14 protein-coding genes are annotated in these 13720 nt (G+C 71.4%); 5 read left to right on the forward strand and 9 right to left on the reverse strand.

The features are described from left to right. Window positions 1-9 precede the first annotated feature (9 nt). Window positions 10-1755, forward strand: a complete 1746-nt coding sequence (locus VFZ70_14725) for a DEDD exonuclease domain-containing protein (GenBank protein HEX6257059.1) — start codon at window positions 10-12, stop codon at window positions 1753-1755. Between the two features lie 224 nt (window positions 1756-1979). Here the strand turns inward: VFZ70_14725 and trpD are convergent, their stop codons facing one another. The 5 genes from trpD to VFZ70_14750 form a co-directional block, all read right to left on the reverse strand. Continuing rightward, complete coding sequence (gene trpD / locus VFZ70_14730; protein HEX6257060.1) at window positions 1980-3017, reverse strand: anthranilate phosphoribosyltransferase; 1038 nt, start codon at window positions 3015-3017, stop codon at window positions 1980-1982. After that, window positions 3014-3526, reverse strand: coding sequence for a hypothetical protein (locus VFZ70_14735; protein HEX6257061.1), 513 nt, complete (start codon window positions 3524-3526; stop codon window positions 3014-3016). Before VFZ70_14735 ends, trpD begins: the two co-directional genes overlap by 4 nt. Window positions 3527-3612: 86 nt before the next feature. Then, window positions 3613-4581: a formate/nitrite transporter family protein gene (locus VFZ70_14740; GenBank protein ID HEX6257062.1), complete on the reverse strand. Its 969-nt coding sequence runs from the start codon at window positions 4579-4581 to the stop codon at window positions 3613-3615. Between the two features lie 20 nt (window positions 4582-4601). Then, window positions 4602-5636 (reverse strand): 2-oxoacid:ferredoxin oxidoreductase subunit beta, encoded by a 1035-nt coding sequence (locus tag VFZ70_14745; GenBank protein HEX6257063.1) that lies wholly within the window; start codon window positions 5634-5636, stop codon window positions 4602-4604. After that, the gene (locus tag VFZ70_14750) at window positions 5633-7489 is read right to left on the reverse strand and encodes a 2-oxoacid:acceptor oxidoreductase subunit alpha (protein ID HEX6257064.1); all 1857 of its coding nucleotides are present in this window, start codon (window positions 7487-7489) and stop codon (window positions 5633-5635) included. The genes VFZ70_14745 and VFZ70_14750 overlap by 4 nt, the downstream gene beginning before the upstream one ends. A 115-nt stretch (window positions 7490-7604) precedes the next feature. Here VFZ70_14750 and VFZ70_14755 point away from each other — a divergent pair, with 115 nt between their 5' ends. Continuing rightward, the gene (locus VFZ70_14755; GenBank protein HEX6257065.1) at window positions 7605-7820 is read left to right on the forward strand and encodes a sulfurtransferase TusA family protein; all 216 of its coding nucleotides are present in this window, start codon (window positions 7605-7607) and stop codon (window positions 7818-7820) included. 117 nt (window positions 7821-7937) lie between these two features. Here VFZ70_14755 and VFZ70_14760 read toward each other — a convergent pair whose 3' ends face one another. Then, on the reverse strand, window positions 7938-8303 hold the full coding sequence (locus VFZ70_14760; protein ID HEX6257066.1) for an iron-sulfur cluster assembly accessory protein: 366 nt from the start codon (window positions 8301-8303) through the stop codon (window positions 7938-7940). Between the two features lie 90 nt (window positions 8304-8393). Further along, window positions 8394-8915 (reverse strand): GNAT family N-acetyltransferase, encoded by a 522-nt coding sequence (locus VFZ70_14765; protein HEX6257067.1) that lies wholly within the window; start codon window positions 8913-8915, stop codon window positions 8394-8396. Window positions 8916-9170: 255 nt separating this feature from the next. Here VFZ70_14765 and VFZ70_14770 point away from each other — a divergent pair, with 255 nt between their 5' ends. Beyond that, window positions 9171-9644 (forward strand): YbaK/EbsC family protein, encoded by a 474-nt coding sequence (locus VFZ70_14770; GenBank protein HEX6257068.1) that lies wholly within the window; start codon window positions 9171-9173, stop codon window positions 9642-9644. Window positions 9645-9678: 34 nt separating this feature from the next. Here the strand turns inward: VFZ70_14770 and VFZ70_14775 are convergent, their stop codons facing one another. Both VFZ70_14775 and gcvT read right to left on the reverse strand, forming a co-directional pair. Continuing rightward, the gene (locus VFZ70_14775) at window positions 9679-10761 is read right to left on the reverse strand and encodes a glycerate kinase (protein HEX6257069.1); all 1083 of its coding nucleotides are present in this window, start codon (window positions 10759-10761) and stop codon (window positions 9679-9681) included. A gap of 7 nt (window positions 10762-10768) precedes the next feature. After that, a complete protein-coding gene (gene gcvT / locus VFZ70_14780) occupies window positions 10769-11899 on the reverse strand; it encodes a glycine cleavage system aminomethyltransferase GcvT (protein ID HEX6257070.1) in 1131 nt (376 codons plus the stop codon). A gap of 158 nt (window positions 11900-12057) precedes the next feature. Between gcvT and lpdA the strand changes: the two genes are divergently transcribed. Both lpdA and VFZ70_14790 read left to right on the forward strand, forming a co-directional pair. Next, on the forward strand, window positions 12058-13464 hold the full coding sequence (gene lpdA, locus VFZ70_14785) for a dihydrolipoyl dehydrogenase (protein HEX6257071.1): 1407 nt from the start codon (window positions 12058-12060) through the stop codon (window positions 13462-13464). 53 nt (window positions 13465-13517) lie between these two features. After that, window positions 13518-13720: biotin/lipoyl-containing protein (locus VFZ70_14790; GenBank protein HEX6257072.1), on the forward strand; the 203-nt coding region annotated here is incomplete at its 3' end.

The following is a 13720-nucleotide window of genomic DNA, read 5'->3' on the forward strand; positions in this document are numbered from 1 at the left end:
CGTTCGTCTATGCTCGCACGGATGCCGCGACCACTTCCCCACAACGGCGTCGTGGATGGTGCGACTCCACTGCGTGCCGTGCCGTTCACGGTCGTCGACCTCGAGACGACCGGCGGCTCGCCCGCGACGTGTGCGATCACCGAGGTCGGCGCGGTGCGCGTGCACGGCGGGGACCGGCAGCGCGAGCTGTCGACACTGGTCAGCCCCGGCATCATGATCCCCCGGTCGATCACGGCCCTGACCGGCATCAGCAACCAACTCGTCGCGGACGCTCCGCCGATCACCGCGGTGCTGCCGATGCTGCTCGAACTGCTGCACGGGTCGGTGCTCGTGGCACACTCGGCCCGCTTCGACGTGTCGTTCCTGAACGCGGCCCTGACGCGGCACGCCTACCCGCCGCTCGATCTCCCGGTCGTGTGCACCGCCACGTTGGCACGCCGTCTGGTCCGCGACGAGGTGCGCAACTGCAGGCTCGCGACGTTGAGCGCGCACTTCCGCACCACGACGTCGCCGACGCACCGGGCACTGCCGGACGCGCGTGCGACGGTCGAGGTGCTGCACGCGCTGCTCGAGCGCGCCGCCGGGCTGGGTGTCACGACGTTGGACGGTCTGCTCGAGCTGTGCCGTCGACGCGACCTGTCCACGGTCGGTCAACGCCACCGGCTGGCCGACCGGTTGCCGGCTGCGCCGGGCGTCTACGCGTTCCGCTCCGGCAGCGGGGAGATCCTCTACGTCGGCAAGGCAATCGATCTGCGGGCGCGGGTGCGGACCTACTTCGGCAACGATCCGCGTCACATGGTGCGCAGGCTGCTGCGGGAGACGCACCGGATCGATCACCGGGTCTGCCCGACGGAGGTCGAGGCACGCGTCCGCGAGGTGCGGGCGATCGCCCGCTGGCGACCCCGCTACAACCGCCGGGACAAGCCGCCGCGACGACCCGTGTGGGTCAAGCTGACTGCCGAGCGCTTCCCGCGCCTGTCAATCGTCCGCGCCGTCCGCGACGACGGCGCGACGTACGTCGGTCCGCTGCGGTCCACCCGTCAGGCCGAGCAGATCCGCGACGCGCTGCACGACGCGCTGCCGCTGCGCCGTTGCACCATGCGGATCGGCGCCCGCACGCGCGCGCCGGCCTGTGCGCTGGCCGAGATGGCGCGCTGTGCCGCGCCCTGCACCGGCGACGTCACCCCCGCAGCCTACGACGCGATCGTGGTCCAGGTGCGCGAGGCGATGCGCGGTGGTGCGGGCGTCGCGATCGGACGCCTGCTCCACCAGCTGACCGTGCGCGCCGACGCGGAGCGCTACGACGACGCGGCATGGCGCCGTGACCGGCTGTCGATGCTGGTCGAGGTGCTGACGCGCAGCCGGACGGCCGACGCGTTGGATGGCGTGTCGCTCACCGCATGGCGCCCGCTGACCGGCGACGACGGTGAGGTGGTCCGCGTCGTCGGCGGCCGGCTGGCGGCGAGCGCGAGGGCGTCACGCGACGCGGCTGCGACGACGGCGGCCACACTGCCGTCGACGATCGACGTTCGCGTCGACGATCCGTCGGCGCTCGTCGCCGAGCGGCTGGTGCTGCACCGCTGGCTGACCACCGGGGGCGCCGTGCTGCTCGACGTCGACGGCACCTGGGCGCAAACCTCTGCCGGGGGCGCGACCTTGGCGGCGGTGGCCCGGCGCCTGCGTCGACGGCATTCCGGATCCCGCGCGGCCGAACTCGGCGACAAACGGATGCCGCGTGTCCCGGCCACGGCCTGAGCCGTCGCTACATGAACGCGTTCTCCGCGCCGAGTCCCGAACGAACGCACACGGCGTGTCGGCCGCTTCGATGATGCGACGAACGCCGCGAAGGCGATCTCGGGTGAGAGGGCGCCTGGGAGTGCCGATGACGTCGCCCTCGAACGTCCCGTACCGACGGGGTTGGACATCCGTCGTGGCGGCCATCGCGCGATCCTGACGAGCGTCGCGCGTCGACGTCCGCGTCAACCGGCCAGGCTGGTCGACAACGCGACCCAGCGGTCGCGGACGTCCCGGGCGGTGCCGTCGTCGACGGCGGCGGCCGCCGTGATGAGCCCGGTGGCGACGCTGTCGACCACGTCGGCCGCATAGAGCGCGGCGGCGGCGCCCAGCACCGCGGCGTGACGCGCCGGCCCTGGCGCACCCTCGAGGACGGCGTCCGCGATGGCGCGGTTGGCGGCCACATCCCCGCCGACGAGGTCGGCCGGCGCCGCCCTCGGGATGCCGAGGTCCGTGGGATCGAAGCGGTAGCTCGTCACGTGTCGGCCGCGCACCTCCCACACCTGTGACGGGGCCGTGGTGGTCAACTCGTCGAGCCCGTCGGCTCCGTGGAAGACGAGCGCGTGGCGTGTGTCCAGCTCGGCGAGCACGTCCGCCATCTGTTCGGCGATCCGTGCATCGCGGGCGCCGATCGTCTGGTGCGCAGCGCCCGCGGGGTTCGTCAGCGGGCCGAGGATGTTGAACACCGTGGGGACCGCCAACTCGCGGCGCGCGGGCATCACGTGACGCATCGCCGGGTGGTAGGCGGGGGCGAAGCAGAAGCCGATGCCGACCTCGTCGATGCAGCGCGCGACAGCCTCGGGAGGCAGGCTGATCGCCACGCCCCACGCCTCGAGCAGATCGGCCGAGCCGCAGCGTCCGCTGGCGGCGCGGTTGCCGTGCTTGGCGACGCGCGCGCCCGCGGCTGCGGCGATGACGGCGGCGACGGTCGAGATGTTGAACGTGCCGGAGCGGTCGCCACCGGTACCGCACGTGTCGACGCAGGGACCGTCGACCGGGACCGCCAGCGCGAAGCGCCGCATGGTCCGTGCGAGCCCGGCGATCTCGACGGCGGTCTCACCCTTGGCGCGCAGCGCCACGAGGAAGCCGGCGATCTGCACCGGCGACGTCGAGCCGTCCATGATGGCGTCCATGGCCGCCGCCGCCTCATCGGCGGACAGGTCGTCACCGGCGAGCAGCCGGTTGGTGACGTCGGGCCACGACAGCCCGGTCTGAACCGTCACGGGGTGGTTCTCCCGGCCTCCCGGTGTGCGGGGATCTCACCGCGGGTGCCCCCCAGCGTCGTCCGGTCGGCGCTCACGCCGCCACCCGGTCCCAGCTGCGGGGCGTGGCCCAGCCGGCCGACACCGGGCAGCGCGGGAACCTCGTCGCCGTCGACGAGCGCGCCCAGGACCTCGGCGAGATCGAACGGGTCGACGGGCTTGACCACCCATGCGTCGGCCTGCACCCACCGGCACAGGTACTCGTCCTGCGGTCGTGCGATCAGCAGGACGACCGGTGGCAGGTCGGCGCCGTCGGTCTGCCGGCCGCGGATCTCGCGGACCAGGTAGAAGCCGCCGGTCGGATGGGTGTCGGCGTCACCGAGGACGATGTCGAACGCGTGCTCACCGCTGTCGAGGACGGCCAGCCCACGTTGTGGGGTCCGGACCTCGACAACCTCGGCATCCTCGGGCAGCGCCGTGGTGACCTGGCGCGTCAACGACCTCCCACCCGAGACCAGCAGGATCTTCACACGTGCTCCCAACCTCGTCCATCGACCGGTGACCCGTGGCCGCACCGGTCACGCCGCGTCGATCGCGCATCATGCCATGCGCGCGCTCACCCCTTGTCCGACGCGGCGCGTTTCCTGCGTCGGACGTTGCCGGGGTTCAGCTCGTCGGCCGGCGTCCGTCGGGCGTCCTCGATCGGTCCGCGTCCGACCTGCACCAGCCGGACGACCGTCACCAGCACCAGCCCGCCGACCATGTTGCCGAGCATCGCCCACGCGGCGACGGCGAGGTAGTCGGCGTACCCGAACGGCGCACCGGCGTGCAGCGCCGCGAACATCTCCAGCGAGCTGACGATCACGTGGTTCAGCGGTACCGCCGCCAGCACGAACGAGGCCGCCACCGCGGCGACGATCCTCGGTCCCTGTGTGTCACAGTTGCGTTCCATCCACGTCATGATCGTGATCACCGCGCCGCCCATGATCGCGAGCGCGAACGCCGGCCAGGTGATCCCCATCTCCGGGTACATCTCGGCGATCGATGTCGCCGTCGGCCCCAGCTCGGGCAGTGCGGACATGAGCAGCCCCATGACGACCCAGCCGCCGGCCAGGTTCAGCAGGCCGGTCCCGAACCACAGACGGCCCAGCTCACGCATGCGCGCCTGCTGCGCGACGACGGCCGCCACCGGCACGAGGAAGTTCTCGGTGAACAGCTCGCCGCGAGCCAGGGTCAGCGCGACGAACCCGATGGTGAACGCCAACGCCGCCAGCAGCGGGTCGCCCGTCTCGTGCTCGACGACCACCAGGGCGATGACCCCGATCGACAGATCGACGCCGCCGATGAGGCCCGTCGCAAGCAGTGTGGGCCAGCTCCGGCGGAGCCGCAGTGTGCCCTCCTCGACCGCCGCCTTGAAGATGTCTTCGAGCTCGGGGTCGCTCTCGTCGGGAGGTCGCCGCTCGCGTCCGGCGAAGCGTCCCAGATCGTCGCCGGCATCCGCATGTCGGTCGAGGTCGACGCCCGATCGGGCCTCCCGTCCGTCGTCGGGCCCCGGCTCGGCATCGTGGGTGCGATCGTCGCTCATCCGAGCACCGTCGTTCGCGTTCAGTTGACCATCCAGTTGTCCGGGCCGGCCAGCAGCGTCGCGAGGTCACCGGCGCCGCGGCGGGCCACCGCGTCGTCGAGCTGTGCGTTCAGCCGCGTGCCGTAGACCGGACGCTCGACCTGACGGAACAGTCCGATCGGTGTCGGTCCCTGCGGCGTGTGTGACAGGCGTGACAGCATGAACGCCAGGCCCGGGTCCTCGCGGTGGGCGTCGTGGACCAGCAGCACGTCCTCGGCCACGCGCGTCGCGTCGACGATCTCGAGCTCGCCCGTGCGCTTCAGCGCGACGCCGAACTCATCCTCCGCACCGAAGCGGATCGGCCTGCCGTGCTCGAGGCGGATCTGCTGCGGACGGTTCTTGCGCACCGCATCGAAGGCGCCGTCGTTGAAGATGTTGCAGTTCTGGTAGATCTCGATGAACGCGGTGCCCTCGTGGTTGGCCGCACGCGTGAGCATGTCGGTGAGGTGCTGGCGCTCGTTGTCGATGGAGCGTGCCACGAAGGTCGCCTCGGCGCCGAGCGCGACGCTGACAGGGTTGAACGGGTAGTCGAGCGACCCCATGGGCGTCGACTTCGTGATCTTGCCGAGCTCACTGGTCGGCGAGTACTGCCCCTTGGTCAACCCGTAGATCTGGTTGTTGAACAGCAGGATCGTCATGTTGGCGTTGCGGCGCATGGCGTGGATGAGGTGGTTGCCGCCGATCGACAGCGCGTCGCCGTCGCCGGTGACCACGAACACCTTCAGATCCGGCCGCGTCACGCTGATGCCCGTCGCGATCGCCGGCGCGCGACCGTGGATCGAGTGGAACCCGTACGTCTCCATGTAGTACGGGAACCGCGCGGCGCAGCCGATCCCCGACACGAACACGAGGTTCTCGCGCGGGATCCCGAGCGACGGCATGACGCCCTGCACGTTGGCGAGGATCGCGTAGTCACCGCAGCCGGGGCACCAGCGCACCTCCTGGTCGCTGGAGAAGTCCTTCTTCGTCAGTGGGCGCGCGGCGTCGGCGCCGTCGCGGGTGGCGGTCTCGGTCACGACAGGCCCTTCAACTCGTGGGCGATCGCATCGATCAGCTCGGCGGCGGTGAACGGCAGCCCGCTGACGCGGTGGTAGCCGTGCACGTCGACGAGGAACTCGGCGCGTAGCAGCTTCTGCAGCTGACCGGCGTTCATCTCGGGCACGAGCACGCGGTCGTAGCCGTTCAGTACCTCGGCCAGGTTGGACGGGAACGGGTTGAGGTGCCGCAGGTGCGCGACGGCGACCGGCATGCCGTCGAGGCGCGCCCGTCGGACCGCAGCGCGGATCGGCCCGTATGTGGAGCCCCATCCGAGCACCAGCAGCCGTGCGCCGTCGACGTGGTCGACCTCCACCGGCGGGATGGACTCGGCGATCCGCGCGACCTTGGCGGCGCGCAGCTCGGTCATCCGGTGGTGGTTGTCGGGGTCGTAGGAGATGTTGCCCGTCCCGTCGGCCTTCTCGAGACCGCCGATCCGATGCTCCAGGCCCGGTGTTCCCGGGATCGCCCACGGGCGCGCGAGCGTCGCGGCGTCACGCCGGAACGGCAGGAACCGGTCACCGTCGTTGGGGTCCGTGGCGAACTGCACGGCCGACGACAGGTCCGGCAGGTCGTCGACGTCGGGCACCCGCCACGGCTCGGCGCCGTTCGCGAGGTACCCGTCCGACAGCACGAACACCGGCGTCCGGTACGTGATGGCGATGCGGGCGGCTTCGATCGCGGCGTAGAAGCAGTCGCCGGGCGTCGCCGCCGCGATGATCGGCACGGGCGCCTCGCCATTGCGGCCGTACATCGCCTGGAGCAGGTCCGACTGCTCGGTCTTGGTTGGCAGCCCCGTCGACGGGCCGCCGCGCTGGATGTTCAGGATGAGCAGCGGCAGCTCGACGCTCACGGCCAGACCGATGGTCTCGGTCTTGAGCGCGACCCCGGGGCCGGACGTCACCGTGGCGGCCAGGCTGCCCGCGAACGCGGCGCCCAGTGCAGCGCCCACGCCGGCGATCTCGTCCTCGGCCTGGAACGTGCGGACCCCGAAGTGCTTGAGGCGCGCGAGCTCGTGCAGCACGTCACTGGCCGGCGTGATCGGGTAGCCGCCCAGGAACATGGGCAGGCCAGAGCGCTCGGCGGCCGCGACCAGCCCATAGGCGATCGCGGTGTTGCCGGTGATCTGGCGGTACCTGCCGGGTGGCAGTTCGGCGGGCGCGACCTCGTAGCTGTGCGCGAACAGCTCGGTCGTCTCGCCGAAGGCGAACCCGGCCTGCAACGCGGTGATGTTGGCCTCGGCGAGCTCGGGCTGGGCGGCGAACTTGGCGCGCATCCACTCGACGGTCGGCTCGGTCGGACGGCTGAACATCCACGACATCAGGCCGAGCGCGAACATGTTCTTCGCGCGCTCCTTCTCCTTCTTGCCCAGGCCCGTGTCCTCGAGCGCGCCGACGGTCAGCGTCGACAGCGGGACGCTGACCACGTTGAAGGACGACAGCGACGCGTCGTCGAGCGGGTTGCTGTCGTAGCGGGCCTTGCGCAGGTTCCCCGCCGAGAACGCGTCACTGTTGACGATGATCGTGGCACCGGGCTCGAGGTCGTCGACGTTCGTCTTCAGCGCGGCCGGGTTCATCGCGACGAGCACGTCGGGGGCGTCGCCCGGCGTCAGGATGTCGTGATCGGCGAAGTGCAGCTGGAACCCCGACACACCGGGCAGCGATCCGGCCGGCGCCCGGATCTCCGCCGGGAAGTCCGGCAACGTGGCAACGTCGTTGCCGAGCACGGCGCTGACGGTCGTGAAGCGGTTGCCGGTGAGCTGCATCCCGTCACCGGAGTCACCGGCGAAGCGGATGGTGACGGTGTCGCGCTGCTGCACCGTCTTGGTCGTCATGAAAGCGTCCTCATCAGGCGGAGAAGGGCGAGATGTTCACCATAGTAGTGAAACGCCGCGGCACCATGGTCGACGTCCGGCCGATCCGACAAACGGGGCGAGACGCATGGAGGCGGTGACCACGATCGACGCGCGCGGCACCCGCTGCCCGCGTCCGGTCCTCGAGCTGTCACGGGCGATCGAGGACGCCCGCGGTGCCATCATCGTGTTGCTCGCCGACGATCCGAACGCGCGCGTCGACGTGCCGGTGTGGTGCCGGCTGAAGCACCACGACCTCGTCGAGACCGTCGAGGGTGACGACGGCTGGCGCTTCACCGTTCGGGTCGCCTGACGCGGTGGCGGCACGCAGCACATTTCGGCCGATGCACGTCATGCGACCCGGGCGCTGCGAACTGGTCACGACTGACACCGGCGATCGCGCCGCCGCTGTCCGGATCGCGTCGCCCGGCTAGTGGAAGCTGTCGCCGCAGGCGCAGGTGTTCTGCGCGTTCGGGTTGGCGATCGAGAAGCCGGCCCCCTGCAGGCTGTCGACCCAGTCGATCGTCGTGTCGCGCAGGTACGGCGCCGACATCTTGTCGATGCGGACGGGCACGCCGTGCGGTTCGTCGACCCGGTCCCCGTCGAGCTCGCGGTCGTCGAAGAACAGCGCGTAGCGCATGCCCGAGCAGCCGCCGGGCTGCACGGCGACGCGCAGCGCGATCGGGTCGGACGACTCCTCGCGGTCCATCAGCTCCCGGACCTTGGTCGCCGCCCCCTCGGTCAGGTTGATGACCTGGTCCTGGACACTCGTCGGCGTGGCGGTTGCGTCGCTCATCGGCTTGGTAGACCTTTCGGTGCAGCAGGATCTCCGCTCGGCCCCCACTGTAGCGGCGCTCCGGCCCGCCAGCGCACCGCCTCGGCGCGCTCACACGGCCAGGGTGACGGGCACCGTCGACGACCGGACCGGCAGTCGTGCCGTGAACTCGTGCGCCATCCCGACCCGCCGCGCCACGCCGTCTGGCAGCACTGACCACAGCACGGCCTGCGCCGCCTTGTTGGCGACCATCACGTGCGCCAGCAGCCGGCGGTGGCCGAGATCGATCGCGCGGTGGCGCAGCGCCGTGACGAGCCTGCGGCCGATGCCCCGCCCGTGCCACGCGTCGACGACGGAGAACGCGATCTCGGCGGTCTCTTCGTCGAGCGTGATCAGGTGGGCCAGGCCGACCGGGACGACCTCGTCGCCGTCGACGGCCTCCGCGACCAGCGCGACGTGCCTGCTGCCGTCGGCATCGGCGAGCGTCCGGCGCATCCCGTCCGTCAGGCGGGGACGCGGGCCGTGGAACCGCATGTACCGGCTGTCGTCCGACATGCCCGCGAACACCGCGTCGACGACGTCGGTCTCACCGCGGCGCAGCGGTCGCAGCCTGATGGCGGTCGTGGTCTGCATGACGTGCTCCTCGGTGTGGTGGCCGCGACTTGGACCGTGGCGTGCGATGGCGCCACCTTCGCCGTCACCTGCTCCTGCCACGTCGGCAGCGACTGCCCACATGTGCGCGCGGCGCTACCCATGCCGCGCGTGACGGTGGTGACCATCACCGGACCGAGCAGCGCGCAGGGCGCGTGATACGTCGACATCGCCGACGTCCGACATGCCGTGGGCGGGCGACGACGCCGCCCGGGGAGGCAGTAGGCTGCGGACACCATGGAGCTGCACCGCAACACCGAGCGTGTGATCGACGCGGCCGCTGAACTCGGCGTCACCGTCGACGCGACCCACTTCCCGCAGGGCACGCGTACCGCACAGGACGCCGCCGCCGCGATCGGGTGCGAGGTCGGAGCCATCGTCAAGTCGCTGGTGCTCGCGTCCGACACCGGACCGTTGCTGGTGCTGACCAGTGGCGCGAACCGCGTGAGCTACGGCAAGGTCGAGGCCGCGACCGGCCGGTCCCGCGTCGGCCGCTGCGACGCCGACGCGGCGCGTGCGGCGACGTCGTACCCGGTCGGTGGCGTCGCGCCGTTCGGCCACCCGGCGCCACTGCCGACGTTGATCGACCGCGACCTGCTGGCCTTCGACGAGGTCTGGGCCGCGGCCGGCACGCCGCACGCGGTGTTCCCGATCGCACCCGCGACCCTGACCGCTGCGACGAGCGCCCGGATCGCGGACGTCGCCGAGTGACCGGTGCGCCCGCGCACCGGTCACTCGTGAACGATCAGACGCCCGACGCCAGCTCGGCGGCCCGCTGACGCGTCAGCTCGACGGGCCGGTCCATGCCACCGTCGCCGAGACCGACCACGTCGTCGAACAGGTCACCGCCACGCCCGGCGACCTGCCCCGCGACCGCGAGCACGCGCGCGCCGGCGGCGCGCGCGGCCCGCGCGACGTACGCGGGTGTCTTGCCCGACAGCGTCTGATCGTCGAGCCGGCCCTCGCCGGCGATCACGACGTCGGCACCGCGCAGCGCGTCGCCGAGACCGACCAGCCCCGCCACCGCCTCGGCACCGCCGGTCATGCGCGCGCCGCAGAACGCCATCAGCGCGAAGCCCAGCCCACCGGCGGCGCCGGCGCCGTCACACCCACGCCACGGGCCACCCGGCACGTCGCGCTCCACGACGTCGGCGAAGTGCCCCAGCGCCTCCTCGAGGAGCGGCAGATCGTCGTCGGCCGCGCCCTTCTGCGGTGCGAACACCGCGACGGCACCCTCCGGGCCGAGCAGGACGTTGGTGACGTCGCCGACGATCGTGATCGGCGGCAGCGCACGGGCGACAGGCACGACCCGGTCGACGTCGGTGAGGTACCGCGCGCCGACCTTGACCCCGTTGCCGTCGGCCCGCAGCAGGCGGTGCCCGAGCGCCATCGCCATCCCCGCCCCACCGTCGCTGGTCGCGCTACCGCCGAGCCCCACCAGGATCCCATCGACGCCGGCGGCGTGGGCGGCGTCGATCAGCTGACCGACGCCGTAGCTGGTGGCGTGCAGCGGGTCGCGCTCGGACTCGTCGAGCCACGCCAGGCCGCACGCCTCCGCGGCCTCGACGAGCGCGCGCCCGCCCTGGAGCTCCAGCCACCGTCCGGGACGGGCGCGACCCCGCGCGTCAGCGACCTCGGTCACATGCTCGACGGCATCGGGCACGGCAGCGCCCACGGCGTCGAGCGTCCCTGCGCCGCCGTCCGCCATCGGCACGATGACGACCTCGTCCTCGCCGCGGACCGAGCACCAGCCGTCCGCGATGGCGCCGGCGGCCTGCGCCGCCGACATGGTCCCCGCGAACTTGTCGGGGGCGATCACGACCTTCACCGGGCGATCAGTCCCTCGGGTCGGCGTCGACGAACGGCGGGCGCACCACCGTCGCGTCGAGGTCACGACCGCGGACGTCGATGACGACGTCGTCGCCGACGGCGACGGATGTGTCCAGGTAGGCCAGCGCGATGCCGGTCCCCAGCGTCGGTGAGAACGAGCCGCTGGTGGTCACGCCGACCTCGCGTCCGTCGATCAGCACCGCCTGGTCGGCGCGGGGCACGCCGCGGGACGTCGCCCGCAGGCCCCGCAGCCGCCGCGTCACGTGCTCTCTGGCGGCCAGGACCGCGTCGGCGCCACGGAACCCGGTGTCGGGTGCCACCGCGAACCACACCCCGGCCTCGGCGGGCGTGGCGCCGGTGTGCAACTCGTGCCCGTGTAGCGGGTAGCCCATCTCGAGGCGCAGCAGATCGCGGGCGCCGAGACCGGCCGGCGTGGCCGCCTCGGCGGCCAGCAGCTTGTCCCACACATCGCCGGCGCGGTCGGCGCGCAGGACGAGCTCGTACCCGCGCTCACCCGTGTAGCCGGTCCTGGCCAGCAGACCGTCGCCGAGCACGTCAGCCCCGTCGTCAGCGACGGCGCTCGCCGCCGGACCAGGTGAGACGACGTCGGCGTCCCGGCAGTCCAGGAACGCCATGCCGTGCACGTCGAACCCGGCGACGAGCGCCACCGTCACCGCGTCGGGACCCTGGACCGCGATGCACGCGTAGTCACCGTTGCGGTCGACGATCGCGGGCGATCCCGGGCCGTCGGTGACGCTGGCGCGCACAGCGTCGACGTTGGCGGCGTTGCAGATGACCAGGTAGCCACGGTCGGTGCGGTACACGAGCAGGTCGTCGACGATGCCGCCCTCGGCGTCACAGCACAACGTGTAGTGGGCGCGCCCGGTCCGCAGGCGGTCGATGTCATTGGTGAAGGCGTGCTGCAGCGCCGTGGCCGCGTCGTCCCCTGCAACCGTGAACATCCCCAGGTGCGACAGGTCGAAGATGCCGCACGCGGAGCGCACCGCGTCGTGCTCGGCGACCACCCCGCCGTAATCCAACGGCATCTCCCAGCCGGCGAACGTGGTCATCCGGGCACCGAGGGCGCGGTGCCGATCGGCCAGCGGCGACGGGCGGGCGGGACCGTCTGCGGGCATCGTCGTTCCTTCGCGTCGGGGCGGGTGGGAGTGCGGAATGTGACGCACGCTCGGACGGCGCCGTGACGGCGGCGGATTCGAGCTCTTCGAGTCTAAAGCGCTGACACCCTGGCTAAGATCATTCCCGGTGCTGCCGCCACGCGACGCAAGGAGAGCAAATGTCGGAGACCACCGAACTCGTTGTGCTCGGTGGGGGCACCGGCGGGTACTCGACCGCGCTGTTCGCGGCCAACCTCGGGATGGAGGTGACGCTGGTCGAGAAGGCGAAGGTCGGAGGTACCTGTCTGCACTGGGGGTGCATCCCGACGAAGTCGATGCTGCACGCCGCCCAGGTCGCCGAGCACGCCCAGCATGCTGACGACTTCGGCATCACGGCGTCGTTCGACGGTGTCGACGTGCCGCAGTTGCACGAGTTCAAGGACGGTGTCGTCAACGCCAACTACAAGGGCCTGCAGGCGACCATGAAGGCCAAGGGCGTCGAGACCGTGATCGGGCGCGGCGTGCTCAAGGACGCGACCACGGTCGTCGTGGAGACCGAAGAGGGCGAGCGCACCATCACGGGGTCGCGTGGATTGGTGCTGGCCACCGGGTCGGTGCCCCGCGACGTGCCGATCGAGGGTGCCGAGACCGACGGCGAGGTCGTGATCAACTCGGACCACGCGCTGTACATGGACCGGATGCCCGAGCAGCCGATCGTGCTGGGCGCGGGCGCGATCGGCGTTGAGTTCGCCACCGTGTGGAACGCGTTCGGCGCGGATGTGACCGTCGTCGAGATGCTCGACAACGTGGTGCCCAACGAGGACGTCGACACGCAGAAGATGCTCAACCGGCTGTTGCGCCGCCGCGGCATGGATGTGCGCGCCAAGACCAAGCTGGTCAAGGTCGAACGCGGCGACGGCGGCCTGCGGGCGACCGTCGAGAACGCCAAGGGTGAGCAGGACCACATCGAGGGCGACACCCTCATGGTCGCGATCGGTCGTCGCCCTGTGACCGAGGACATGGGGTTCGAGGACGCCGGCGTCACCCTCGACAGCGGCTACGTCCAGGTCGACGAGTACTGCCGGCCGGGACCCGACGGGCTCTACGCCGTCGGCGACATCCTGCCGCTCTACACGCTCGGATTGGCCCACTCGTCGTTCCAGGAAGGATTCCTGGTGTCCCAGCTGGCGGCCGGGCGGTCCGCCCTGCCGATCGACTACAAGGGCGTGCCCCGCGTGACCTACTGCCACCCCGAGGTCGCCAGCGTCGGCTGGAACAGCCAGGACCTGGACGAGCAGGACATCGCGTACGACACGAACACCTACCCCTACTCCCACAATGCCCGCGCGATGGGCATGAAGGAAGGCGGCCAGGTCAAGGTCATCGCCGAGCCCGACGGCGGCCGCGTGCTGGGCATCCACATCGTCGGACCCCACGCGACCGACCTCATCGCGGAGGGTCAGCTCATCTACAACTGGGAGGCGCTCCCGATGGAGGTCGGCCAGTTCATCCATGCTCACCCGACGCTGTCGGAGGCCGTCGGCGAGGCCCACCTGGGGCTGGTCGGCATGGGCCTGCACGGGTGATGATGCCGCCCGCGACCGCACACCCGTCCTCGTGAACACAAAGGAGCACACCCGTGGCCACTGAAGTCACCCTGCCGGAGCTCGGCGAATCGGTCACCGAGGGCACGATCACCGAGTGGCTCGTCGACGTCGGCGACGAGGTCAACGAGGACGATCCCCTGTTCGAGCTGTCGTCGGACAAGATCGACACCGAGGTCCCCTCCCCCGCCAGCGGGGTGCTCAAGGAGATCAAGGTCGAGGTCGACGAGACCGTCGA

It is taken from the genome of Euzebyales bacterium (assembly GCA_036374135.1).
Classification (GTDB): domain Bacteria; phylum Actinomycetota; class Nitriliruptoria; order Euzebyales; family JAHELV01; genus JAHELV01.